At 33.8% G+C, this 24,843-nt stretch carries 20 protein-coding genes and 4 tRNA genes; 7 read left to right on the top strand and 17 right to left on the bottom strand.

Annotation, left to right across the window (positions count from 1 at the left end; genetic code table 11):
- Positions 1-45 precede the first annotated feature (45 nt).
- Positions 46-1,281: a 3-deoxy-D-manno-octulosonic acid transferase gene (locus tag GJV76_RS02980; RefSeq protein ID WP_155091157.1), complete on the bottom strand. Its 1,236-nt coding sequence runs from the start codon at positions 1,279-1,281 to the stop codon at positions 46-48.
- 170 nt (positions 1,282-1,451) lie between these two features.
- On the opposite strand from GJV76_RS02980, the gene GJV76_RS02975 reads away from it, so the two are divergent.
- On the top strand, positions 1,452-2,582 hold the full coding sequence (locus tag GJV76_RS02975; protein ID WP_155091156.1) for a DegT/DnrJ/EryC1/StrS family aminotransferase: 1,131 nt from the start codon (positions 1,452-1,454) through the stop codon (positions 2,580-2,582).
- Positions 2,583-2,635: 53 nt separating this feature from the next.
- Here GJV76_RS02975 and GJV76_RS02970 read toward each other — a convergent pair whose 3' ends face one another.
- From GJV76_RS02970 to GJV76_RS02940, 7 genes are all read right to left on the bottom strand, one after another.
- Positions 2,636-3,847, bottom strand: a complete 1,212-nt coding sequence (locus GJV76_RS02970; protein WP_155091155.1) for a multidrug effflux MFS transporter — start codon at positions 3,845-3,847, stop codon at positions 2,636-2,638.
- 67 nt (positions 3,848-3,914) lie between these two features.
- On the bottom strand, positions 3,915-4,787 hold the full coding sequence (gene fabD, locus GJV76_RS02965) for an ACP S-malonyltransferase (protein WP_155091154.1): 873 nt from the start codon (positions 4,785-4,787) through the stop codon (positions 3,915-3,917).
- Positions 4,788-4,905: 118 nt separating this feature from the next.
- Positions 4,906-7,005: a peptidylprolyl isomerase gene (locus tag GJV76_RS02960; RefSeq protein ID WP_155091153.1), complete on the bottom strand. Its 2,100-nt coding sequence runs from the start codon at positions 7,003-7,005 to the stop codon at positions 4,906-4,908.
- Between the two features lie 199 nt (positions 7,006-7,204).
- Positions 7,205-7,429: a hypothetical protein gene (locus GJV76_RS02955; protein WP_155091152.1), complete on the bottom strand. Its 225-nt coding sequence runs from the start codon at positions 7,427-7,429 to the stop codon at positions 7,205-7,207.
- Complete coding sequence (gene lptC, locus GJV76_RS02950) at positions 7,430-7,990, bottom strand: LPS export ABC transporter periplasmic protein LptC (protein ID WP_155091151.1); 561 nt, start codon at positions 7,988-7,990, stop codon at positions 7,430-7,432.
- Positions 7,991-7,999: 9 nt separating this feature from the next.
- A complete protein-coding gene (locus GJV76_RS02945) occupies positions 8,000-9,274 on the bottom strand; it encodes a hypothetical protein (RefSeq protein ID WP_155091150.1) in 1,275 nt (424 codons plus the stop codon).
- Positions 9,246-10,001 (bottom strand): type III pantothenate kinase, encoded by a 756-nt coding sequence (locus GJV76_RS02940; protein ID WP_155091149.1) that lies wholly within the window; start codon positions 9,999-10,001, stop codon positions 9,246-9,248. The genes GJV76_RS02945 and GJV76_RS02940 overlap by 29 nt, the downstream gene beginning before the upstream one ends.
- 129 nt (positions 10,002-10,130) lie before the next feature.
- Between GJV76_RS02940 and GJV76_RS02935 the strand changes: the two genes are divergently transcribed.
- The 4 genes from GJV76_RS02935 (at position 10,131) to GJV76_RS02920 (ending at position 10,515) form a co-directional block, all read left to right on the top strand.
- Positions 10,131-10,203 (top strand) — tRNA-Phe (locus GJV76_RS02935).
- A gap of 32 nt (positions 10,204-10,235) precedes the next feature.
- Positions 10,236-10,308, top strand: a tRNA-Phe gene (locus GJV76_RS02930).
- A gap of 32 nt (positions 10,309-10,340) precedes the next feature.
- Positions 10,341-10,413, top strand: a tRNA-Phe gene (locus GJV76_RS02925).
- Positions 10,414-10,439: 26 nt separating this feature from the next.
- Positions 10,440-10,515 (top strand) — tRNA-Phe (locus GJV76_RS02920).
- Positions 10,516-10,947: 432 nt separating this feature from the next.
- On the opposite strand, the gene rodA is transcribed toward GJV76_RS02920, so the two are convergent.
- The 6 genes from rodA to purH are packed head-to-tail and all read right to left on the bottom strand — an operon-like array spanning position 10,948 to position 18,028.
- Positions 10,948-12,201 carry a rod shape-determining protein RodA gene (gene rodA / locus GJV76_RS02915; RefSeq protein ID WP_155091148.1) on the bottom strand — a complete coding sequence of 418 codons (1,254 nt, stop codon included), beginning with the start codon at positions 12,199-12,201 and terminating at the stop codon, positions 10,948-10,950.
- Positions 12,201-14,063, bottom strand: a complete 1,863-nt coding sequence (gene mrdA / locus GJV76_RS02910) for a penicillin-binding protein 2 (RefSeq protein ID WP_155091147.1) — start codon at positions 14,061-14,063, stop codon at positions 12,201-12,203. Before mrdA ends, rodA begins: the two co-directional genes overlap by 1 nt.
- Positions 14,060-14,584 carry a rod shape-determining protein MreD gene (locus GJV76_RS02905; RefSeq protein WP_155091146.1) on the bottom strand — a complete coding sequence of 175 codons (525 nt, stop codon included), beginning with the start codon at positions 14,582-14,584 and terminating at the stop codon, positions 14,060-14,062. The genes mrdA and GJV76_RS02905 overlap by 4 nt, the downstream gene beginning before the upstream one ends.
- Positions 14,577-15,407, bottom strand: a complete 831-nt coding sequence (gene mreC / locus GJV76_RS02900) for a rod shape-determining protein MreC (RefSeq protein WP_155091145.1) — start codon at positions 15,405-15,407, stop codon at positions 14,577-14,579. The genes GJV76_RS02905 and mreC overlap by 8 nt, the downstream gene beginning before the upstream one ends.
- A gap of 10 nt (positions 15,408-15,417) precedes the next feature.
- A complete protein-coding gene (locus GJV76_RS02895; RefSeq protein WP_155091144.1) occupies positions 15,418-16,446 on the bottom strand; it encodes a rod shape-determining protein in 1,029 nt (342 codons plus the stop codon).
- A gap of 55 nt (positions 16,447-16,501) precedes the next feature.
- Entirely contained in the window at positions 16,502-18,028 is a 1,527-nt protein-coding gene (purH, locus tag GJV76_RS02890; protein ID WP_155091143.1) for a bifunctional phosphoribosylaminoimidazolecarboxamide formyltransferase/IMP cyclohydrolase, read from the bottom strand.
- A gap of 159 nt (positions 18,029-18,187) precedes the next feature.
- On the opposite strand from purH, the gene GJV76_RS02885 reads away from it, so the two are divergent.
- On the top strand, positions 18,188-19,438 hold the full coding sequence (locus GJV76_RS02885; protein WP_155091142.1) for an ABC transporter permease: 1,251 nt from the start codon (positions 18,188-18,190) through the stop codon (positions 19,436-19,438).
- A gap of 34 nt (positions 19,439-19,472) precedes the next feature.
- On the opposite strand, the gene accD is transcribed toward GJV76_RS02885, so the two are convergent.
- From accD to tamL, 3 genes are read right to left on the bottom strand one after another with little or no spacing between them, the layout of a single operon-like run.
- On the bottom strand, positions 19,473-20,327 hold the full coding sequence (gene accD / locus GJV76_RS02880) for an acetyl-CoA carboxylase, carboxyltransferase subunit beta (RefSeq protein WP_155091141.1): 855 nt from the start codon (positions 20,325-20,327) through the stop codon (positions 19,473-19,475).
- A gap of 44 nt (positions 20,328-20,371) precedes the next feature.
- Entirely contained in the window at positions 20,372-21,439 is a 1,068-nt protein-coding gene (gene fbaA / locus GJV76_RS02875) for a class II fructose-bisphosphate aldolase (protein WP_155091140.1), read from the bottom strand.
- Positions 21,440-21,486: 47 nt separating this feature from the next.
- The gene (gene tamL, locus GJV76_RS02870; protein ID WP_155091139.1) at positions 21,487-24,069 is read right to left on the bottom strand and encodes a translocation and assembly module lipoprotein TamL; all 2,583 of its coding nucleotides are present in this window, start codon (positions 24,067-24,069) and stop codon (positions 21,487-21,489) included.
- A gap of 28 nt (positions 24,070-24,097) precedes the next feature.
- On the opposite strand from tamL, the gene GJV76_RS02865 reads away from it, so the two are divergent.
- A complete protein-coding gene (locus GJV76_RS02865) occupies positions 24,098-24,835 on the top strand; it encodes an RNA methyltransferase (protein ID WP_155091138.1) in 738 nt (245 codons plus the stop codon).
- Positions 24,836-24,843: the final 8 nt, after the last annotated feature.

Here is a 24,843-nt window from a genome sequence, read left to right as displayed (position 1 = left end):
TTCATATAAAAAAGGTAAACAGATTCAATCTGTTTACCTTTTTAATTATAGGATATGTTGTAGTATTTTATCCGTGGCATTTTTATTTTTTAGAATAAATTGACTGGATATTTGACCAATTTTAGCTCTTTGATCTTCATCTTGTAGCAGATCGTTAAATGTATTATTTAGTTCGTTCTGATTGTGAATGACCTTGCATCCCCCTAAAGCTATCAAATCTTTTGCTTCTTGAAACTTATTGTATTTTGGACCTATAACAACTGGCACTCCAAAGGTAGCAGCTTCTAATATATTGTGTATCCCCGCTCCAAAACCTCCACCAACATAGGCAATATCTGCATAGCTGTATGCTTTAGTAAGCAGACTATAGGCATCAATTATATAGACGGTGTACTGACTGAGTATTTTACCTTTGTGCTCAGAGTGTAAAACAAGTGGTTTGTTAATGGATTTTATGAGATTATTGATTTGCTCTTGTTTGATATTATGAGGTGCAAATATGAATTTTGTATTTGGATCTTCGTTATTATTAATATAATCGCAAATGAGTTTTTCGTCTTCTGGCCAAGAACTTCCCACTACCACAGTTTTACTGTTCTTGTCATTGGTAAACTGATCTAAGAAATCGAGAGTATTGCAATTGTCTAAGATTTGTGAAACTCTGTCAAATCTCGTATCCCCAACGATTTCGATGTTTTGGAAATGCAATTGATTAAGTAGACGTTGCGAAGTGCTATTTTGAACAAAGAAATAAGTGAATGCTTTAAGAGCTTTGCGATAGAACCCTCCATACCACTTAAAAAACACTTGATCTTGTCTAAATATTCCCGAGATGAGGTAAGTATTAATATTTCTTTTGTGTAGTTGATGTAAGTAGTTTGGCCAATACTCGTACTTTACAAAAAAGGCCTTTTCTGGATGTGTAATATCTAAGAACTTTGTTGTGTTGTGGATAGTATCCATAGGCAAATAGACTGTAACATCTGCAATAGTATTGTTTTTCTTTACTTCAAAACCGGATGGAGAAAAGAAAGTTAATACAATCTTGTAATCAGGATACGCTATCTTTAATTTCTCCATGACAGGTAATCCCTGTTCATATTCTCCTAATGAGGCAACGTGTATCCAAAATACTTTATCATTTTTTCCAATTTTGTCCTTCAATGTGATAAAAGATGTTTTTCTACCCTGTACAAAGAGTTTTATCTTTTTGTTGAATAGAGCTACAATATGCAAGATAAAAATAGCGCAATAGGTCAGTAAATTGTATAAATAAAACATAGAAATATCTTTATGTAGCGAAATTACGTTTCTTTTGAGAAAGATTGGACTTCGAACATAAGAATTTATTACTTTTGTAAGTGCAAATATATCTGGAATAAGTCTTCTAAATCATTGCTGTATAATTGTTGCGCATTGATAAAGAATATAAGATACTAAAGAATATTAGGATGAAAAAAATTCAAATGGTTGACTTGAAAAGTCAATATGAAGGAATTAAAGAGGAAGTAAATAAATCTTTACAAGAGATTTTAGAATCTTCAGCATTTATAAACGGACCTCAAGTACACTCTTTTCAAGCAAGTTTAGAGAAATACTTAGGTGTAAAACACGTGATTCCTTGTGCAAATGGTACAGATGCTTTACAAATCGCTATGATGGGCTTAGGTTTAAAACCTGGAGATGAGGTGATAACAGCAGATTTTACATTTGCAGCTACAGTAGAAGTGATTGGTTTACTACAATTGACACCTGTGCTTGTGGATGTTTGTCCAGAGACATTTAATATATCAATTGATGCTTTAAAGAAAGCAATTACTCCAAAAACAAAAGCAATTGTTCCCGTTCATTTATTTGGACAGGTAGCTAATATGGAGGAAATCATGAAGGTAGCTAAAGAGCATAATTTGTATGTAATTGAGGACAATGCTCAAGGAATTGGAGCTACTTATACTTATAGCGATGGTACACAAGCTAAAACTGGTACAATTGGACATGTAGGTGCTACGTCATTTTTCCCATCTAAGAACTTAGGATGTTATGGGGATGGTGGTGCTATTTTCACAAATGATGATGAATTAGCTCACGTATTGAGAGGAATAGTTAATCACGGAATGTACGAACGCTATCACCATGATGTAATTGGAGTAAACTCTCGATTAGATAGTATGCAAGCAGCAGTATTAAATGCTAAATTGCCAAAATTAGATACATATAATGCAGCAAGACGTAAAGCTGCTCAACAATATTCTGCCGCTTTAGCTAATCATCCAAATGTGATTACTCCTAAAGTTGATGGAGGAGAAGATGCTCATGTGTTTCATCAATATACACTACGCATTGTAAATGCTGATAGAAATGCCTTGATGGCTCATTTGCAGTCTAAAGATATTCCTTGTGCTATTTACTATCCAATACCATTACACAGTCAGAAAGCTTATTTAGACCCACGTTATAATGAAGCTGACTTCCCTGTTACTAATCAATTGGTGAAAGAAGTACTTTCTTTACCTATGCACTCTGAACTTGAGGAAGATCAAATAAAATTCATAACAGACGAAATAAAAGCTTTCTTAGGATAAGGTTTTAAATGATTTTAAATTGAAAAGACTACCATTTTACTGGTAGTCTTTTTTTATTTATTGTTATTTGCGAGCTTTCTTTCATTTTTTGGGTAAGTAATTTGATTGACTGTAAATGAAACTAATCCGCATAACATTAGCGATATTGCAACTATGTTCATCGCTCCGTCATTTAAACTGTTTAAAAGCAATGATGTTAGAAATGTAAAAGCTAATTGAGATGCTCCAAAGAGCGCAGATGCTGTCCCAGATTCTAATTTGAATGGTGCCAATGCTAAAGTAGTTGTCGTTGGGAAAATCATTCCTAATGGCAGAACAAAAGTGAATAGAGGAATTAGTTGAATATAGATGCTAACATTTATTTCTATAAATAACCACAACAGCCCTGCAGAGATAATCTGTATACTGGTACCAAGTCTTATAATGTCCTTGGGGTCTAATCTCTTTCTCAAAATAGAGGAGGTTAAGAATGATCCAAGCATCAAACCGCAAGAATTAATCATAAAAATAAAGCTAAAAGTGGTACTGCTCAGCCCACCAGATTCCATTACCAAAACAGGTGAATTGGAAATGTATAGCATTAAGCAACTATAGGCTATACTGCCAATAATGGTGTAGGTTATGAAAGTTTTGTTTTCAAACAACCTTCCATAGTTTTTCAAGATTGATTTAACCTTTAAAGAAGGTACTCGCTGTGTACTATCTTCCCTTAGAAAGGAAGAAGTCATAAAGATACTTAATGTAGCAAAAAGTGCCATTGCTGTAAAGACATGTTGCCAATCAAAGTACTTTAGTATTACATTACCTAATACAGGTGCAATAATGGGAGCTATTCCTCCAATTAAAGCAAGAATACTGAATATTTTTAGAGTTTGATCTTTATCAAATCGCTTATTCACTATTGCTCTTGCAATTACAACACCTCCACTACTGCCAAATGCTTGCAAGAATCGATAAATCCACATCATCTCTATTTCTTGAACATAGATACAAGCTAAAGAGGAGATGATAAAAATTGATAAGGAGATTTGAATAGGTCTTTTACTACCGTACTTATCAGAAATTGGTCCCCAAAAGAGTTGACCAATAGCTAACCCTCCTAAAAAGGTGGATAGTGATATCTGTACTCTATTTATTTCGGTACTTAAATCATTTGCAATCTTTGGGAATGCAGGTAAATACATATCGATAGCTAATGGACCTAATGCAGTTAAGCTAACAAGTGTTAGGATTAGTATCCATTCTTGTAAAGAGAGTTTTTCCAAAATTTAATGAAATAGAAAATCCTTGGCCTAAAGCCAAGGATTGATTTATATTATTGTTTTTAGTAAGTTATGCAGAGTGTGTGTCTGCATCTTTGTCGATTTTTTTGATTAATCCCACTAATACTTTTCCTGGGCCTACTTCAGTAAAAGATGTAGCTCCATCAGCAATCATTTGTTGTACAGATTGTGTCCATCTTACAGGTGCTGTTAATTGAACGATTAAGTTCTTTTTAATCTCTTCAGGGTTGCTTACAGCACTTGCAGTAACATTTTGGTATACTGGGCAAATTGGCTGATTGAAAGTAGTAGCTTCGATAGCTGCTGCTAATTCTTCTCTTGCAGGCTCCATCATAGGTGAGTGGAATGCTCCTCCAACAGGTAATAGTAATGCTCTTTTTGCCCCAGCTTCTTTTAGTGCTTCACAAGCTTTCTCTACAGCTGATGTTTCACCAGAAATCACTAATTGGCCTGGACAATTGTAGTTTGCTGCTACAACAACTCCGTCAATTTGGTTGCATACTTGTTCAACGATTGCATCTTCAAGACCTAAAACAGCAGCCATAGTTGACGGTTTTATCTCACATGCTTTTTGCATTGCCATAGCACGCTGTGAAACTAATTTTAAAGCATCTTCAAAAGCTAATGTACCATTTGCAACTAATGCTGAAAATTCTCCTAAAGAGTGACCAGCTACCATCTCTGGTTTAAAATCCCCTATTGTTTTAGCTAAAATAACAGAATGTAAGAATACTGCTGGTTGAGTTACTTTTGTTTCTTTTAATTGGTCTGCAGTTCCTTCAAACATGATATCTGTAATTCTGAAACCAAGGATTTCATTCGCTTTCTCAAACATTTCTTTTGCAAGGTCTGAGTTTTCGTATAAATCTTTACCCATTCCTGTAAATTGAGCTCCTTGTCCAGGAAATACATATGCCTTCATAAGTTTAGTTTTTAATTTGAAGAACAAAAATAAGCTATTTTTATTACTTTGATGTAATGCTATAAAAAAAGGTCATCTGAAAATCAGATGACCTTTTTATGGATATATGTTTTTAAGATTATTGGTAAACAGCGATTCTGTTATCTTCAATCTTAGCTCTGTCTTTAAGTACATTCATTGTTCTACCTTGAACTTGACTACGATCAGTATATTCTATTCTTGACTTATACGAATTAACATTGATGTCTGGTGCATTAGTAACACTTGTCGTTTTAATCATGTATACTCCACGTGCTCCATCGATAAGTTTAGAGTTTGTATTTACTTCAGTAGCAAAAGCAGTTCCAACAACTTGTGGTTCATAACCTGACATAGGAATTAAAGGTGCTTTAATCGTTACATCAGTTGTAGAAGCTATAGATGCATTTGAACTTTTAGATACTTCTTCTAAAGTAGCTCCTGTCATTTTAGCTCTAATGATTTTAGCTTTTTTCTCGTTCATTAAGATAGGTTCTACAGCCAATCTCGCTTCAGAAACAGAAGCTAAACCTGTGTTGTTAGTTGTAGTAACTTTGGCAATGATATGACCATCAGCATTATCAAAACGCTTGATATCTCCTTCTTTTGTGTTTTTGTTGAAAGCCCAAGTTCCAATAGCACGTTGTTGACCTATACCAGGTAATTGATCTTGGAAAGGATGTAAAGTTACTTTTGTTTGTGTATCTAAGTTCATTTCTTTTGCTTTAGCGATAAAATCACCCGTAGCAGCAGCTTGTTCTAATGATGTGGCTTTGCTGAATACTTCATCAGCAGTAGCATCAGATACTTCAATTTTTCTAGCAATATTTGCTAATTTCACTCCTTCTTTTTTGTCCAACACCTGAATTACGTGGAAACCATATTCAGTTTCAGCAATTCCCATTTTACCTGTAGGGTTATTAAAGATGAAATCTTCAAAACCTTTAACCATTGTACCTTTTGAAATACCTTCGTATTTACCACCTTTTGCTTTTGATCCAGTATCCTCTGACTCTAATGCTGCAAGAGTTGCAAATGAAGATGAATCTGCTTGTACTTTAGCTAAGATTTCTTCAGCTTTTGCTTTAGCTGCTTCTTTTGTTCTTGTAGTGTTTGCCATTTGAGCTCCTTCATATGTGATTAAGATATGAGCAGCATCAACTGAAGCTCCAGGTTTTTTATCTACTAATCTTGTTAAATAGTAGTAATCACCTAAGATATAAGGACCAAATACTTTATTAGGTTCAAGGTTGAATAATTCTTCTTGGAACTCTAAAGGCAAATCCTTTTTAGCATAATAAAGTGAATCATATGGTAAATCTGAATTAGCGATAACAAATGCTTCAACATTTTTTACCGTTCTAAATCCAGCAATTGTATCATTTTTGTTTGTTTCAGCGTTGTATTGAATACTTGGTTTTAAGAAACCTTCAATAACCTCTTTAACTTCTTCTTTATCTTTGTTTGATGGTAAGCTCGGAACGAAAGCATATTCAATTACACGAGTAGGTTCAGATTTGAATCTGTTTTCGTGTTTTTTCATATAGTCCAATATCTCAGCATCACTTACAGAAGCTTCTTCGTTGTTAATTGTAGAGTATGCAATAGTAACATAATCGAAAGATACTTTGCTATTATCTGTTTTATAAGCAAACTTAGCATCAAGGTCTGTTGTATATAGACCACCTTGAATAAGTGCAAAGTACATTTGTTGTAAACCAAATCTTTCTAAATCTTTTTCAAAGGCAAGCCATTGATTCCACATTTCTGGACCACCGCTTTTGAAAGACAGGATAAACTCGTTAAATTTTTGAGTGTTGAATTGTCCAGCTTCGTCGAGAAACTCTGGGTTGTTTGCAAATACTGGGTGACTTTTGGCAACGTTTACCAATTGCTCTTTCCCAATGCGCAAACCAAGTTTCTCTATCTCCTCATTTAGAAGGATAGTACTCACTTGCTCGTTCCAAATAGTTTCGATAGCTTGGCTATTTGAAATCTGTTGTTGTTGCTCTAACTGTGCGACACGTTGAGAAAACTCTCTTGTATTAATTTCGTGACCATTAATTTTTCCTACGTTACGAGGTGGCGCTCCTGCACCAGTTCCTCTAACCACATCACCAACGATAAATGCTAATAATGCAATTCCAATTCCTGCAATTAACAGCGCAGATCTTTGTCTAATTTTTGATAAAACTGCCATGCTTTTCTATTATGTGTAATTTTTTCAGTGAGCGAAAATACAATTATCTTATTAATAATAAAAGAGGTACTCTTATTATTTTAGTATTATTGATTGTTTTTTTTTAATTAATTAGTTTGAATTTTATAAAACTTTTCGCCTTTTTGTTTTTTTTGATTTTATTTTCGTCTTTTTACTTATAATTTATAAGTAAAAAGTACTACTTCTTAGTAGTACTTTTTGTATTGTTATTTTTAGTTTGTTCGTAACCTTCCATTCTCGTAACTGATTTTTTTCGAAAAAAGAACATAAAAACAGCTACAGCTGCTATAGCAATACCTAACCAAAAGATACCTTCGCCTTTAATGAACTTATCTACTACGTCGTAGACAAACAATATAGCGATAAAAAGGTAGAAATAGGGGATAATTCTTAATACTTTCATTTATTTTTCTTGTTTGATGCTTTCAGCATAACTGTTTTGTGCTTTTATTACGCTTAGTTTACTGTCGAAATCTATTCCTACTCCTGTGGTAAAGTTGTCTTTATCTGTTGATGCCTTATACTTGCCTTCCGTATATAACCAATCATTCTTTTGATCATAGTATAATTGATCAGATTCAAGTTTTTTACCATCTTGAGTAGTAATGACTACATTTCCTTGTAGGTCTATTAGCTCAGTCTTTGAATAGCTAATTGCATAGTCAGCTACTACTGTTGTTTTTTGATCGTTTTTGTCAATAAACGTAACATGAACGCCTTCTGGAAATTCAGTAAACTGATTTGCTACATTAGAGTAATCTAACATTTTGTCACTTACCAATATAGCTTTTACCCTTCCAGAATCTACATATTGAAGATAGATATTCTCTCCTTCTCCTCCAGGGAAAAAAGAAGTTCTGTTTAGGGATTGTATATTCTTGAAATTATCTTCACACGATGTCAATGCAAAAACTATCGCAAGTAGGGATACGGTAGTGACTATATTTTTTATTATTTGAGCCATCCAATATTACTATTCGAATCTTCTTCGTTTAAACCAAATGTCATTTAATGAGAACCCTACATTTATGCTAAAGTAGTTTTCTTTGATTAAACCATGACTGTCTTTTCCTCTCGATCCATATTCAAATCCGATATTTAGATTTGTAAGTGATCTACCTGGTAATGGTAGTCCAACACCAGCTGATACGGCATAATCATTGATTGATTGATTATTTAGCACTAAACCAGTATTTTCATATCTAAAACCTGCTCTATATACAACTTTGTTAAAGTAACTTGTAAAAGAGTTGTGTTTTGGAATGTAAAAACCTCCGATAGAATATCTTTTTGTATTTTCAAAGGCTGAGATTGGGGATACATTAGTACTTGTAGCAAGTTTGCTGTTTTCAATATAAGTAAACTGACCTCCAATAAACCATTTGAACTGTTTACCTATACCTGCTCCTAAGCTTAATTGTTGAGGATTAGTAATTTTTTCATCAGAGTCTACTGTGATAATCTGATCAATCATTCTATTTGGGTTATACACATCCCAAGTCTGTAACTTTGTTAGGTTATCAGTATTCCATTTTGTTTCTGGACTGTAGGTAATATTTGTTTGCCAATCATACCCATTTAACTTTCCTTCATATTGAGCTGATAGTTTCATTGCAAAACCTTTGTAATCAACTCTTCTCTTTTCGATTGTCTGAGTAGCTAATGCTATACCATCTCCACGGTCCTTGATCCAAGTAGCAATATCATTACTTGTATTTCCGAAGTGGTAACCAGCATCAATACCTAAGTGTAAGTGAGGAATTACTTCATAACCAGCACCAACAAATACTCTGTTCACACCGCCGTCACCATTATATGAATTTGTAGTTACTCTGTTGTTTTCGTCTGTGTGAATACCAGTAATTTTATAACCAACATTTGACTGAGGTTGTAAACCGAAAACCACACCTAATTTTTGAGTAATAATTGGTAATCCTATAGCAATATAATCGACAGATTGTCTTTTAACTGCATCAGTTTGTCCATTTGCTTTAAAATCATAGAACTTCGCTGTTGCTCCAATTGAAAATGCAGTGTGTTTTAATTTGCCATAAGAAGCAGGATTCTGTAAGTTAATGTGGATACTGTCAGCATAAACACTAGTACCTCCCATAGCTCTATACTCATTTGTACCACTATAGTTTACATTTCCTATTCCGTAGAATGAATACGGAGTAGCTGTTCCTTGCTGAGCTATAGCTGCAGTTCCAAGAAGTAGGCTAAAGCCTAATAGAATTTTTTTTATCATTTTCAATTATGTATTGATATAAGGCGTTCAAACTTTCTAATAAAAAGTTTGAATTAGCAAATATTATATTTTTTAATCTTTTTGCCAAAAAAAGTGTGTCACCACCTGTTAAAATAATTGTTAAAGAAGGGTATAATTCTTTGTATTGGTTGATGATACCATCTATTTCGGAAACTATACCATTAATAACGCCTGAATGGATTGCTTTATTAGTGCTGTCGCCAATTAAATAATCTATATCTTCAAGCTTTAATAGTGGAAGTTTGGCTGTGTAATCGTTTAGAGATTTATATCGAAGTGAAAAACCTGGAGATATTGCACCCCCAGTGTATTCATTTTTGTGATTAATAAAATCGTATGTAATGCAAGTGCCTATGTCAATGACTAACTTGTCTTGATTTGGATAAAGTAAAGAAGCTCCTGCAGAAAGTACAATCCTGTCAATTCCTAATGTGTTTGGAGTAGTGTAATTATTTATAAATGGCAAAGGAGATTGATGATTAATCACCATTAAATTGGTATTTTGTCTAAGCCAATCTAATTCACCTGTTGCTAATTTTCCTACTGATGATAGTATTGTCGGAGTATTTTTTGGTAGGTGAGTAAATTTTTTTTGAAAAAAAACAAGAAAATTTTCACCTTCAAAAGTGAATAGGTTTTCAAGTCTATTGTTTTCAAAGTGAGCTATTTTGGTTCTTGTATTGCCAATGTCGATGGTTAAAATCATTTCAGTTTTCTTAGAAAAGCCAAAGGTAGTGAATGATTTTTTTTATAAAAAGTTTTGGAAGTAATAAAATCTGTTCTATATTTGCAACCGCTTAAGAGAACAAGATTCTCGATTACTAAAAGGCAAAAAGGTGCCTTAGCTCAGTTGGTAGAGCAAAGGACTGAAAATCCTTGTGTCCCTGGTTCGATTCCTGGAGGCACCACTAAATTACCTTTTAGTAAACATAAGAAATTGGGTGCCTTAGCTCAGTTGGTAGAGCAAAGGACTGAAAATCCTTGTGTCCCTGGTTCGATTCCTGGAGGCACCACTAAATTACCTTTTAGTAAACATAAGAAATTGGGTGCCTTAGCTCAGTTGGTAGAGCAAAGGACTGAAAATCCTTGTGTCCCTGGTTCGATTCCTGGAGGCACCACTAAAATTTCTTATTTAAAAGCAACTGGTGCCTTAGCTCAGTTGGTAGAGCAAAGGACTGAAAATCCTTGTGTCCCTGGTTCGATTCCTGGAGGCACCACCAGAAAGCCAATACAGTAATGTATCGGCTTTTTTATTTTAGTATTTCTTGATAGTGAAGATGGGAATCAGTAACAAAAGAGAAGTGTCAAAAGTTGGGGGCTACGCAAAAAGTTGGATCAAGTACAAAAGTTGGGGATCAGTGGCAAAAGCTTTGGTCATCCAATGTATGCGTAACCATCGAAATGAATCCGTCTAAGCGTTTTTTATTACGCAAAGGTATTGTTTATGCTTAGGCTGTTTTAACTCCTTTAGGTTGCTTAAAATAGGGTAAAATCTCCATTTACCTATAATCTACTTAATAAGGAATGGAGTGGAGTATAAACTCTTAGTTTTTTGAGTGTAAATTATTAAATATGTCAAACAGGGTGCTACCTCAATAATTGTTTGTGTTATGAGGTTGTTTGTTTACAAATATAGAATAGCAATTGTCAAATTACCATTCGTTTATTTTATTGGCATCTAATTTTAGAAAAATAAATAGTAATAGGGTAAAGGCTATTAAACTAGAACCTCCATATGAAAAAAATGGAAGTGGTACTCCAATGGTAGGAAATAGTCCAATTAGCATCGTAATATTAAATGCAAAGTGAATGAAAAGGAAACTAACAACGCAGTATCCGTAAACTCGATTGAATCTCTTTTTTTGATTTTCAGCTAAGTAAATTAGTCGAAAGAATAGAAAAACAAATAACACTATCACTACCGATGCACCTGCAAAACCCCATTCTTCACCTACAGTTGTAAAGATATAATCTGTATGCTGTTCTGGTACAAATCCACCTTTGGTCTGTGTACCTTCTAAGAAACCTGTTCCTGTCCAGTTTCCAGATCCGATTGCTATTTTAGATTGATTAAGGTTGTAACCCTCGGCTTGTAGGTTTACGTTTTCGCCTAATAATACGTTGATACGATCCTTTTGATGGGGTTCAAGTACATTGTCATATACGTAGTCTACAGAAAATACAAACCCTGAAGTGAAAATAGCTAATATGATATATATAAAAGGGTTTCGGTTGATACTCTTGTTGAAATAGAAGTGCAAACTTGCTATAATAATTATTGTAGCAATGATAATAGCAGGTTTAACTACGAGGGCTGCAATGAATAGGACGACAGTTATAAATCCTGTCCATAGATACCAACTTGGTAGTCCCTCTCGATATAACACAAAAATTAGTGAGGCAAATAACATTGCACTACCTGTATCGTGTTTTAGGATTAACAAGGTTGGAATAGCAATAATTGTAAGTGCGACTAATTGTTCTTTGAAAGTGTTTAAATGGCCTTGGTTATCGGATAAGTATTTAGCTAATAGCAAAGCAGTCGTGGTCTTTACAAATTCAGAAGGCTGAATACCAAATCCTGCAATCGAATACCAGTTGGTTTGCCCTTTTACTGATTTACCAAAGAAGAATAACCCAATGATTGACAGAAGTCCAATGATGTAAAATATTAATGCATATTTTTCATAGAATTTGGCATCTATGGAAAGTATCAAAATGATAATAGGAAATGTGAGTATAATAAATATTAGTTGACGACCATATATTTGATTAAGGTCAAACATAGAGGTTGGTTCGGCAGGTAGTGATGCTGAATAAATAGTAAACCACCCTGCTATTACTAATAAGAAATATAGGAGTACTGTTAACCAGTCTATATTTTTTTGTACACTAACACTTCTCATTATTTTTTACTTTTTTCTGCAAGTTTATATAGTTGTAATACTTTGTCGTATTCAGATTGAAGACTACCTTCAAGCATTCTTGTTTCTAAATCTTTTCTTACAATCTCATTTAATAAATATTTTTGAACCATTAAGCTGGTAATAGGAGCAGCCCATCTTGACCCCCAATATCCATTTTCAATAAAAACGGCTATAGCTATTTTCGGATCATCTTTTGGAGCAAAGGCAACGAAAACAGAGTGGTCAGTTAATTGGTAGCGTTTTCCGTTAATACGAGTAAAGTTTTCTACTGTTCCTGTTTTACCACACATATCAAGTTGTTCTACTGCAACAGATCGTCCTGTACCTGTTTTAAACACTTCATTCATTCCCTCGATAACAGGTTCAAAGTGTTTTGGATCAATTGTTGTTTGATTTTTTGTAACGAATTTTTTATCGATTTTATGGTGTTCGATCCCCTTAATGATGTGAGGTGTATAGTAGTAACCTTTATTGGCAACAGCAGCTACAACATTAGCAAGTTGCATAGGAGTCATAATTACTTCGCCCTGTCCGATTGAATTGGATATGGTTGTTGTACTTTTCCATGCACCATTTGGATACCATCTATCGTAATAGTCTGAATCAGGAATGTGACCTTTTCTTCCTTCAGGTAAGTCGTATCCTAAGAATTGACCCAGCCCAAAACTTTGTAGATGCTTATTCCAAGCGTTAATTCCATCAGCTGGTTTTTTATACTTTTCAATTATGCGCTTATAGGTTTGGGCAAAGAAAGTGTTACACGATTTAGCTGTAGCTACGTGTAAGTTCCAGTTCCCACTATCGTGGCATCCCATCCAAGCACCTTTACCGTAGTAGAATCCTCTGCTGCAACTAAAAGTCGTATGTTGATTTATAACTCCTTCTTGAAGGCCTATTAAACCAGTTAGTATCTTAAAAGGAGATCCTGGAGAATATTCTCCAGAAAGAACTCTATTATACAGTGGTTTAGCTAATGAGTCATTGTAAAGTTTGGTATAATTCTTTGATCTTTCTCGGCCAACTAATAGACCTGGATCGTAGGTAGGTGCATTGATAAGGGCTAATATCTCACCAGACTTTGGTTCTATAGCAACAATACCGCCTCTTTTGTTTTGCATTAAAAGCTCACCATATGCTTGTAATTCACTATCAATGGTAAGGGTAATATCATCTCCTTTTAATGCAATAGTGTCATAGATTCCATTTTTAAAAGAACCTATTTCTCGATTAAATCGATCTCTTTGGATATACTTTACCCCTTTAGAACCTCTTAGGACTTCTTCGTATTGTTCTTCGACTCCTTGGATACCAATGAGGTCGCCAGGTCTATAGTAAGGGTTTGATTTTATGTTTAAGTCATTAACCTGTCTAATGTATCCAAATATATTAGCACCGTGATTTACTTGATAATCTCTCAGAGAACGCTTTTGAATATAGAATCCGTTAAAGTGTCTAATTTTTTCTTGGAACGCAGCATATTCTGCCTTGCTTAATTGAGGTAGAAATATAGAAGGTAGCCTTGGGCTATAAATAGTAGCTTTGCTAAGTTTTGAGTCAAATTCTTCTTTAGTTACATCTAATAATTTACAAAGGGCTAATGTATCAATATTAGTAACCTCTCGCGGTATTACCATGATGTCATATGACGGTTGATTGGCAACTAATAGTTTTCCATTTCTATCAAATATATATCCTCGTTCAGGGTATTCATATACAATTTTCAGAGCGTTGTTCTCTGATTTTTTGATGTAGGTATCATCAATGATTTGTAAATAAAATAAACGAGAGAGTATTACGATAGTAACAACTGTAATTATTAGCGGTAAAAGAAATTTTCTCATTTTTTAGAAGGCTTTATTAGATAGATGATTAGGACACTACATAATAAAGTAGTTATCATTGTGATTATTGTTCTTGAAAGAATTTCTAAAACAAAACTAAACCTAAATAGCTCCAATGCAAATAAAGTAATATTGTGTACTAATATGCTTATTGATATGTAGCTGAATACTTCTAATGAATTAAAGATGTCTTTTGTTACTTTTTTTAGAATATTTAAGTTGTGATATTGATAACTAATACCAAAAGAGAACTTCAATATCATTGGACGTGCAAAAGCAAGAATTAGTGATGCTGCAGCGTGTATACCAGCTGAGTTGATAAACATATCTACAGCCAGCCCTAATAAGAAACTCGTTAAGTATAATAAAGCTTTATTACCACTTGAAGGATACAAAATGATAAATAAAATATAGGGGAAAGGGTTGATAGATCCAAACAAATCAATATTGTTGAATATCAGAACCTGTACTAAGAGTAAAGTTATAAAACGGCCTATATTTGATAATACAATACTATTCATCTTCTAATCCCTCTTCTAAAGTGTTAATCTCTTCTACGTAGTTGTTTTTGATAATGTAAACATACCCTAAATTAGTCATATCATTGAATAATCTAACTGATATGGTAAAATAGTTTGAACTAGCAGTTGTATATGCTTTTTCAATAACCCCAATCGGTATGTTTTCAGGGAATATTTTAGAGATACCTCCTGTAACAATTGTATCTCCTTTGTAAATTTCGGCCAATCTTGGAATATCAGTAAGATTCACATAACCTGTATTTTTTCCATCCCATTCTAAAGTTCCAAAATGATTAGAACCTTTGATTTTAGCATTGATTTTTGATTTTACGTTTAAGATACTTTGTACAGTAGAATAATTATTAGATGACTTTTCAATAATTCCTATAACACCGTTGCTATTAATAACCCCAAGATCTTTTTGGATTCCTTGTTTAGAACCTCCCTTGATTGTTAGGTAATTTTCTTTAGTATTAAATGAATTTCGAATAACCTTAGCGACAAGAATAGAGTATTCATCTGTTTCGCTTGGCTGCAGTTTGGCTATTTCTAAAGAGTCTTTGTCTGTCAGATTGTTGTAAACGATTGTCTTTAAATATGCATTCTCTAAAACCAGAGCGTCATTCTCTGATTTTAGGTGCATATATTCTTTTAAATCATTTACATTTTCATAGACATAGCCAGTTACTCCATTCGCTGAACTGATAAAAGAACTTCTATGAAAAGTATGTGTTCTAATAATAAAAGCAAATGATATTAGTAAAAGCAGCAAAAACAGTAGCTTAGTACTGTTTTTTATAAAGAAGTTAAATATTTGCTGCATAGTATATTATTTACTTGATAAGTACACTTTTATATTTGTCAATGTTTTTGATAGCTAGTCCAGTACCACGTACAACTGCTCTTAATGGATCTTCTGCAATATAAACAGGTAAGTCTGTTTTTTGAGAGATTCTCTTGTCTAATCCTCTAAGCATTGAACCTCCACCTGCTAAATAGATTCCTGTATTATAAATATCAGCAGCTAATTCTGGTGGTGTTTGTGATAATGTTTCCATTACAGCATCTTCAACGCGTTGAATAGATTTGTCAAGTGCTTTAGCAATTTCGCGGTATGATACAGTAACTTGTTTTGGTTTACCAGTTAACAAATCACGCCCTTGTACTAACATATCTTCTGGAGGAGTTTCTAAATCTTCAGTAGCAGCTCCAATTTGTATTTTAATTTTTTCTGCAGTACTTTCTCCAACAAATAAGTTGTGTTGTGTACGCATATAATAGATAATATCGTTTGTGAATACGTCCCCTGCGATTTTTACAGATTTATCGCAAACAATACCTCCAAGAGCAATAACTGCAATCTCAGTTGTACCTCCACCTATATCAACAATCATATTACCTTTTGGTTGCATAATATCTACACCAATACCAATAGCGGCAGACATAGGTTCATGTATAAGGTAAACCTCTTTACCATTCACTCGCTCACAAGATTCTTTTACCGCACGCATCTCTACTTCTGTAATACCTGAAGGAATACAAACAATCATGCGTAAAGCCGGTGTAAACATTTTTTTTCTTAATGCTGGAATGCTTTTGATAAAGAGGCTTATCATTTTTTCTGATGCGTCAAAATCAGCAATAACTCCGTCTTTTAATGGGCGGATTGTTTTGATATTTCCATGGGTTTTCCCCTGCATTAAACTCGCTTCTTTTCCTACTGCAATTATTTTACCCGTTGTTCTGTCACGAGCTACAATAGAAGGGTTGTCAACAACAACTTTCCCATCGTGAATGATTAGAGTGTTCGCTGTACCTAAATCGATAGCGATATCCTCTGTCATAAAATCAAAAAATCCCATACAATTAAATGGCTTTTAGAGTTAATAATTTTGTTTGCTATACAAAAGTAATAAATTAATGTTTAAAATGACGCGTTCCAGTAAATACCATCGCGATATTGTTTTCATTACAATAATTTACACTTAATTCATCTTTAATCGAGCCTCCTGGTTGGATAACAGATGTAATACCAGCGTGATCTGCAATCTCTACACAATCAGGGAAAGGAAAGAATGCATCGCTTGCCATTACTGCTCCTTTTAAGTCAAAGTTAAAAGAGTTTGCTTTTTCAATTGCTTGACGCAATGCATCAACTCTTGAGGTTTGACCAGTACCAGAAGCACATAATTGTTTGTTTTTAGCAATAACAATTGTGTTTGACTTTGTGTGTTTACAGATTTTTGAAGCAAATAACAAGTCTTCTATTTCTTGTTCAGAAGGCTTTGAGTTAGTAACGTTAGTTAAATGCTCTTTAGTATCAGTAACATTATCTTTATCTTGAACTAAGATACCATTTAAACAAGTTCGAATTTGTTTTTTCGGTAACTCCACTTCATTTATTACTAAGATAATTCTATTTTTCTTTTCTTTAAGGATTTCTATAGCTTCATTTTCGTAAGATGGTGCAATTACTACCTCGCAGAAAAGTTGATTGATTTCTTCAGCAGTTTCTTTATCTATTTTTCCATTTGCAATAAGCACACCTCCAAAAGCTGATGTTGGATCTCCAGCTAAAGCATCAATATAGGCCTCTTTCATGGTGTTTCTTTGTGCAACTCCACAAGCATTGTTGTGTTTTAGTATTGCAAAGGTTGGTTGCTCTCCTTGAAATTCCTTCATTAAGTTAACCGCTGCGTCCACATCGAGAAGGTTGTTGTATGAAAGTTCTTTTCCATTTAACTTTTGGAATAGGGAATCGAAGTCTCCGAAGAACTGTCCTTTTTGATGAGGATTTTCACCATATCTCAGCTCTATTCCATTATCTACACTTATTTTTAATGTAGATTCTTGCTCATTAAAATAGTTAAAGATAGCACTATCATAGTGAGATGAGGTGTGAAATGCTTTAGTTGCAAGATATCTTCTTTGCTCTAAAGAAGTTTGTCCATTATTTTCTTGGATCATATTCAAAAAGATATTGTACTCATTAACTGAGGCAACAATAACAGTGTCTTTAAAGTTTTTTGCAGCAGCTCTAATTAGCGAAATACCTCCAATATCTATTTTTTCAATAATATCGGCTTCGTTTGCACCCGATGCAACAGTTTTTTCGAAAGGATATAAATCAACAATTACAAGATCAATTTGAGGAATATCAAATTCTTTCATCTGAGCAACGTCTCCTTCGTGATCTTGTCTATTTAAGATCCCTCCAAATATTTTTGGGTGTAAAGTTTTTACTCGACCTCCTAAGATTGAAGGAAACGAAGTGATGTCTTCTACTGCTACTACTGGTATTCCTAAGTCTTTGATAAAAGTTTCAGTTCCCCCAGTAGAGTAAATTACTACGTTGTTTTTATGTAATTCTCTTACAATAGGTTCAAGACCATTTTTATCAAACACAGAAATTAGTGCTGAATTGATTTTTTTAGTTGTGTTCATTGTTGTGTGTTATTAATGAACGGCAAAAGTAAGTATTGTAATGATAATTCTAAAGTATATAATTGAAGTTTTCTATTATTTGAGAAGTTTTTTTTTATTTTTTATCTTTAGAGTATAAATGCTGTTACATCTTTACTTTTGTAGTATATAAAAACCAACATGATTCTATATTTTAGACTTCTAATGAGTAGTTTTCAATTTGCAGTGAATGCTTTGAAAACCAATAAGCTAAGAACCGTATTGTCTCTTTTAGGAGTCACAGTTGGTATTTTTTCTATAATTGCTGTACTTGCTGCTGTAGATTCCCTTGACAAAAATATTAAGAAAGAATTGAGTGGTTTTGATTTGAACATGATTTATGTTTTTAATCATTCTTTTGGCCCTGTAGATATTCCGAGGTGGAAAATAGATCAATACCCTAAAATGAAGTACGAGGAGTTTGATTTTTTAAAGCGTAATGTGCAGGGGGTAGAGTATATTTCTTATAATATTTTTACTAAAAGTGAGATGCTTAAGTACGGTGCTAATTACGCCAATGACGTAAGTATGCAGATTGGAGGTAGTGATTTGCAGTTTCTGGATAATGTAAAAATATCTAATGGTAGGTTTTTCAATGAATCAGAGGCTACAAATGGAGCTTACGTGGTGGTTTTAGGTGCAGAAGTAGCTAAGACACTATTTGGTGATCTTGATCCTATTGGTAAAACGATTCGCTTGTATAGCCGTAATTTTCGGGTTATTGGAACAATTGATAAACAGGGAGCCAGTACTTTTGGTTCGAGTTTAGACGATAGGGCTTATATTCCTGTGAATGTTGTTCGTTTATTGTATGGAGACAATGTTTCAACTTTTACACCTGTGGTCGTACTAAAACCATTTAAAGGCGTTGAGATTAAGGAGTTTGAAGACGAGATACGTTCTAAGTTGCGATTGTTTAGAGGAATGAAAGCTGGGGAGGAAGATAATTTCTTTGTTAATGTATTTGGGGGAATGCTTGACTTTATCGATACTATAATTGGGCGAATGAATGTCGTAGGGTGGATTATTAGTGGGTTTTCACTCTTAGTTGGAGGTTTTGGTATTGCAAATATTATGTTCGTTTCTGTGAAGGAGAGAACGCATTTGATAGGAGTACAAAAAGCAATAGGAGCAAAGAAGAAAACTATTTTATTACAATTTTTATTTGAAGCCGTTATTTTAGCATTAATAGGCGGAGTTATCGGGCTACTTTTGGTTTGGATTATCGCCTTGTTAGTTACTACTTTTTCAAGCTTTGTACTAACACTTAGTATTGCAAACATAGCTATAGGATTATCCCTATCTGGTTTGATAGGTATTTTGTCTGGGTATTTACCAGCTCGATCAGCTGCAAGGTTAGATCCAGTGGAAGCGATAAGAACAGGAATGTAAAAAAAAAGCATCCATATTATATGGATGCTTTTTTTTATCTCACAGATCTATTTAGTATCAGATCTAAATATAGATTTACATTTTTCTTTAAATCTCGACGGTGAACTATAAAATCTAAGAAACCGTGCTCTAACAAGAATTCCGAAGTTTGAAATCCTTCAGGTAAATCCTTTCCTGTAGTATCTTTTACGATACGAGGACCAGCAAAACCAATTAATGCACCTGGTTCAGCAATGTTGATATCACCTAACATAGCAAAAGAAGCTGATATTCCTCCTGTAGTAGGGTCAGTACACAATGATATATAAGGGATTTTTGCATCACTTAATTTTGCAAGTTTAGCTGATGTTTTAGCCATTTGCATTAGTGAAAAACCAGCCTCCATCATACGAGCTCCACCTGATTTTGAAATCATTAAAAATGGAATATTGTGTTTTAATGAGTAGTCTATACCTCTGGCTATTTTTTCTCCTACTACAGATCCCATAGAACCTCCAATAAAAGCAAAATCCATTGCTGCAACTACTAATTTTTCTCCTTTTGATTCTCCGACAGCAACTCTAACAGCATCTTTAAGCTGTGTTTTATTCATTGCTTCTTTTAAACGATCTACATATTTTTTTGTGTCTTCAAATTTTAAAATATCTTTTGAAGAAAGGCTTTTGGCTATTTCTTTGTAGTCGTTGTTGTCAAAAAGAATTTCGAAATATTCTTTACTACCAATACGAACGTGGTATCCATCTTCAGGGCTCACCCATAAGTTAACTGCAAGTTCGTCAGAATCAATTATTTTTCCTGTAGGAGATTTGTACCAAAGTCCTTTTGGAATATCTTTTTTGTTTTCTGTTGGAGTCTGAATTCCTTTTTCTTTCCTTTTAAACCAAGCCATAAAATGTTTGTTTTGTTTATATTAAGTTCGAAAGCAAGGAGAGATTATAACGTATTTACGTTGTTTAAATCTTCAAAAGCTTTTTCTAAGCGAGCGATTAAAGTTAATTCTCCTTGTCTAACCCATACACGTGGATCGTAGTACTTTTTATTAGGAACATCTGATCCTTCTGGGTTACCTATTTGAGTTTTTAAATAGTCTATTTTTCCTGTCATATAGTCTCTGATACCTTCAGTATAAGCGAATTGAGTATCAGTATCTATATTCATTTTGATTACTCCATATCCTATAGCCTCTCTGATTTCTTCAACTGAAGAACCAGAACCACCATGGAATACAAAATCCACAGCATTATGTCCTAAATTGAATTTTTTAGATACATATTCTTGAGAGTTTTTTAAGATAATTGGAGTTAGTTTTACGTTTCCTGGTTTGTATACACCGTGTACGTTACCAAAAGATGCTGCAATAGTAAAGCGGTGATTTACTTTTGATAGCTCTTCATAAGCATAGGCAACTTCTTCAGGTTGTGTATACAATTTAGAAGAATCTACACCTGAGTTATCTACTCCGTCTTCTTCACCTCCTGTAATACCTAATTCAATTTCTAACGTCATACCTAATTTGCTCATGCGCTCAAGGTATTTTTTAGAAATTGTCATATTTTCTTCTAACGATTCTTCAGATAGGTCAATCATGTGAGAGCTGAACAATGGTTTACCAAATTGTTTCATATGTTCTTCACCTGCATCTAATAAGCCATCTATCCAAGGTAATAATTTTTTTGCACAGTGGTCCGTATGTAATATTACCGGAACACCGTAAGCTTCAGCTAAAGTGTGAACTAATTTTGCTCCTGCGATTGCTCCTAATATTGCTGCTTTTTGGTTGTCATTTGACAAACCTTTTCCAGCCATAAAAGCCGCACCTCCATTAGAAAACTGAACAATTACAGGTGAATTTAATTTAGCAGCAGTTTCTAATACAGCATTAATAGTACTTGAACTAGTTACGTTTACTGCTGGTAAAGCAAATCCTTTTTCTTTTGCGTATTTAAAGATTTCTTGCACTTGCTCCCCAAATGCTACTCCTGGTTTAATATTATGTCCCATGTGCCGTTGTGTTAAAAGTTTCTACAAAAATACTAATTATTATTGGATTAAAATGGATAATTGATTCCAACATTTAATACCGATTCTCTAAAGTTAAATTCCTTAAACCATTTTCTATTTGAATCGATTGTTGGATTAAATGTTTTGAATCCCATATCTAATCTGAATACAAAGAAACTAAAATCATAGCGAATTCCAAATCCCGAAGCAACAGCAAAATCTCTTAAAGAGGAAATACCATTGAAGGTATAGTTCTCATCTTCCACATCGTCAAATACATTCCAAATATTTGAGGCATCTATAAATAAGGCTCCATACCATTTTCCTCCTATATTAAAACGATATTCAGAACTGAAGAAAAGCTTCATATTTGCTTCATTGAAGTCGTTTATTCCTCCACTTTTACCTGGACCTAAACGATAAGATTGCCAACCTCTGTTGTCATTTGATCCCCCTGAATAGTAACTTCTCGTAAATGGAATTGAGTTTGAGTTGCCATAGGGTACCGCTAAACCACCAAAAGCTTTAATTGCAAATACACGTTGTTTTCCTAAATCCCAATATTTTACAAAGTCAATTTCTGTTTTGATATATTGAGAAAATTCTACGTCCATGATCGTTTTCTTTCCTGTAGGGCCTTCTTTGGTACTCGCATTTTTCATTATCAAGTTCATCAACGCTCCTGCAGATTCTACTTTTGTTCTTAACGTGTAGAAATTATTGTCATTGATGCTTGTACGCGTGGTTTTGGTGAATACTAAATTACTTGCTATAATTAAGTTATTTTCAGACAAACGAACTCTTCTTTCTTCAATGCTGCGTATCACTTTCTTGTCTTCCTCACTTACACCAAGCGGATTATTTGGATCTAAGGCATCCCAAATGAAGTAATTAGCGCCACTATCTCCAATAGTCAAATCACCACTTTCGTCATAGTATGTTTTCGTTGCATCAATTTTGTAATCTTGAGCAATAGCATTTAAGCGACTATAAGATGAACTGTAAACGCTAAAGTAATTGTTGGGATTCGTGTTTTTTACATATTGTGCATTTAGTAAATCTAAACTAAAGGAATTATGATGAGAGGGTAGCCATTTATAATTAATCGTTCCTGTAAAATTATCTTTGTCTAAACCGATGTTCCTCTGTTTAGATATACCGAAACTCATCGTTGTTGTCGGCAACATGGATTTGGGAATGATGCGATCGGTCTTTATTGGAAAGAAAACACGGGGAAAGGTTAATTTAACATCTCCACCATACTCGGTTACATTGAAAAATACATTATTAGGATTGTTCATTTGGCGTGAAGAACCTATACTTCCTTTAAGACCTACTTCTAAGATTTCCGCTCTTTTGAACACATTTCGAAACAATACGCCAACACTCCCTCCTATACCAAAATCTTGAATATTGGAATGAGTTACGTCTAACGAAGGGTTAAATGTCATCTTTTTTCGAGAGGTTAGATAGATATTAGAGATTAATGACTGACCTGTTGTATCTCTTTGATCTTCTATATACTCAATGACTGGGTAGTTGAATATCCTTAAATTACTTATGGATCTCGATGTTAAAATGCGCTTTTGATCACTGAAAGTACTCCCTTTGGTGATAAAGATAGCATCTGTTAGTGCTTTAGGCTTGTATTGTAGCTTAGCAGAACTATAGATATTAAAGTTGTTGTATTGTAAACTGTCTAAGTCGTATTTTTTATCCTTACTACTGTTGTCTGTAAATAAGTTTACTTCACTTATCTTGTAAAGCTTAAAGGGTCTTTCTACAAGTGTATCACCGGATTTTACTGTCTGAGGATCTATGATTAAATTGATATTGGCTGTGTTTTTTTTATCCAATATTGTATCAACTTCATATCTTATATTCAATTCTTGAAAGTGATATGCACCTTGATTTCTAAAGTCATTTGTAATTCTTTTTCTTTCCTCATCAAAATTCTTGACATTAAAAACGGTGTTAGGTTTTATCAAACTCTTATTTTTACTTTCAACATAAAGACTTTCCAATTCTTTTGTAGTGATTGAAGTCTTAATACTGTCAATATAATAAGGTTCTCCAGTTGTTACTGTATAGGTTGCTTTCACTTTTTTTTCTCCAACTGTATCTATTTTCGACTCAACTTTTGTGTCGAAATACCCTCGATTGAAATAGTAGTTTTTTAATCTTTCAACTGATTTGTTGGTTTTCAAAGTATCGTATAGTGCTGGTACTTCTCCTGTTTTTATCAAGAAGTTATTAATACCTGCAATAATAAAAGACTCACCGAGGCGGTTAACTTGTTTTTTTGATAATACAGCAGTAAGCTTTTTTTCTGTATTAGGGTGCTCTTGTAACCAAACCTGGTATAGGGAATCTGCATTCGGTTTTGCCAGATTGTAAAGGTGTAATCTCAAGCGAAATCCCGTAAAAGGAAATGTACTATTAGGAGTTTGGTATAACTGCTGGTATATTTCTTCTTTACTTGATTTTTTAGTATTTTCTATAATTGTATTATCAACCAAAAGAGCTCTATCTCGTGGAACTCTCTTAGTTGTCGAACATGCAAAAAAACTTATGCTCGTTAATATAATTAGTGCTATTTTTGGTAAAAATTTGCTCAAGGTAGTATTCATCTAATATAGTCCAAAAATACATTTTTTTATGGTTACGAAAAACCAAATAAAATTAATTAAAAGCTTACATCAAAAAAAATATAGAAAAACGCATCAGCTTTTTATTGCTGAGGGAGTTAAAGTGATTAAGGAATTGTTGTCTTCTGATTTTGCGCTCGAGCATTTGTACTATTGTGAAGACATAGATTTTGGTATTGAAAAGTCAAAGCAAACTAAAGTATCGAAAGAAGATATTAAGAAAATGTCTGCTTTGATTACAACGCCTAATTGTTTAGCTGTTTTTCATTGTGCAAAAGAGAGGAACGTAAGTTTTGATCATTTAGTTTTAGCCTTAGATGATATTAGAGATCCTGGCAATTTAGGTACTATCATTAGATTATGCGATTGGTTCGGAATAGAACATTTGTTGTGCAGTCAGGAAACAGTTGATGTTTACAACCCCAAAGTAGTGCAAGCAACAATGGGATCGATAACGCGAGTAAATATTGTTTATGGTGATTTGCTACAACTCTTAAAGGATAGAGGAGAGGATACACCTGTATATGGTACTTTTATGGATGGGGATAATATTTATACAGAAAAATTAGGTTCAAAAGGAGTTATTGTAATGGGGAATGAAGCTAATGGTATTTCTTCAGAAATAGAAGCAATCGTTACTCAGCGTATGAGTATACCAAGGTTTGGAAACCTACAGTTGACCGAAAGTCTAAATGTAGCTACGGCAGCATCTATTATTTTGAGTGAGTTTAAAAGGACGACTATTTAAGAGTTAAA

The sequence above is a fragment of the Myroides albus genome (genome assembly GCF_009711045.1).
Taxonomy (GTDB): domain Bacteria; phylum Bacteroidota; class Bacteroidia; order Flavobacteriales; family Flavobacteriaceae; genus Flavobacterium; species Flavobacterium album_A.
This window is presented reverse-complemented; position numbering and strand designations above follow the sequence as displayed.

Excerpts from the sequence above, each read along its gene's own strand:
- GJV76_RS02980 (WP_155091157.1), bottom strand. The coding sequence starts at position 1,281 with ATGTTTTATTTATACAATTTACTGACCTATTGCGCTATTTTTATCTTG.
- GJV76_RS02975 (WP_155091156.1), top strand. The coding sequence starts at position 1,452 with ATGAAAAAAATTCAAATGGTTGACTTGAAAAGTCAATATGAAGGAATT.
- fabD (WP_155091154.1), bottom strand. The coding sequence starts at position 4,787 with ATGAAGGCATATGTATTTCCTGGACAAGGAGCTCAATTTACAGGAATG.
- GJV76_RS02960 (WP_155091153.1), bottom strand. The coding sequence starts at position 7,005 with ATGGCAGTTTTATCAAAAATTAGACAAAGATCTGCGCTGTTAATTGCA.
- GJV76_RS02955 (WP_155091152.1), bottom strand. The coding sequence starts at position 7,429 with ATGAAAGTATTAAGAATTATCCCCTATTTCTACCTTTTTATCGCTATA.
- lptC (WP_155091151.1), bottom strand. The coding sequence starts at position 7,990 with ATGGCTCAAATAATAAAAAATATAGTCACTACCGTATCCCTACTTGCG.
- GJV76_RS02945 (WP_155091150.1), bottom strand. The coding sequence starts at position 9,274 with ATGATAAAAAAAATTCTATTAGGCTTTAGCCTACTTCTTGGAACTGCA.
- GJV76_RS02940 (WP_155091149.1), bottom strand. The coding sequence starts at position 10,001 with ATGATTTTAACCATCGACATTGGCAATACAAGAACCAAAATAGCTCAC.
- rodA (WP_155091148.1), bottom strand. The coding sequence starts at position 12,201 with ATGAGAAGTGTTAGTGTACAAAAAAATATAGACTGGTTAACAGTACTC.
- mrdA (WP_155091147.1), bottom strand. The coding sequence starts at position 14,063 with ATGAGAAAATTTCTTTTACCGCTAATAATTACAGTTGTTACTATCGTA.
- GJV76_RS02905 (WP_155091146.1), bottom strand. The coding sequence starts at position 14,584 with ATGAATAGTATTGTATTATCAAATATAGGCCGTTTTATAACTTTACTC.
- mreC (WP_155091145.1), bottom strand. The coding sequence starts at position 15,407 with ATGCAGCAAATATTTAACTTCTTTATAAAAAACAGTACTAAGCTACTG.
- GJV76_RS02895 (WP_155091144.1), bottom strand. The coding sequence starts at position 16,446 with ATGGGATTTTTTGATTTTATGACAGAGGATATCGCTATCGATTTAGGT.
- purH (WP_155091143.1), bottom strand. The coding sequence starts at position 18,028 with ATGAACACAACTAAAAAAATCAATTCAGCACTAATTTCTGTGTTTGAT.
- GJV76_RS02885 (WP_155091142.1), top strand. The coding sequence starts at position 18,188 with ATGATTCTATATTTTAGACTTCTAATGAGTAGTTTTCAATTTGCAGTG.
- accD (WP_155091141.1), bottom strand. The coding sequence starts at position 20,327 with ATGGCTTGGTTTAAAAGGAAAGAAAAAGGAATTCAGACTCCAACAGAA.
- fbaA (WP_155091140.1), bottom strand. The coding sequence starts at position 21,439 with ATGGGACATAATATTAAACCAGGAGTAGCATTTGGGGAGCAAGTGCAA.
- tamL (WP_155091139.1), bottom strand. The coding sequence starts at position 24,069 with ATGAATACTACCTTGAGCAAATTTTTACCAAAAATAGCACTAATTATA.
- GJV76_RS02865 (WP_155091138.1), top strand. The coding sequence starts at position 24,098 with ATGGTTACGAAAAACCAAATAAAATTAATTAAAAGCTTACATCAAAAA.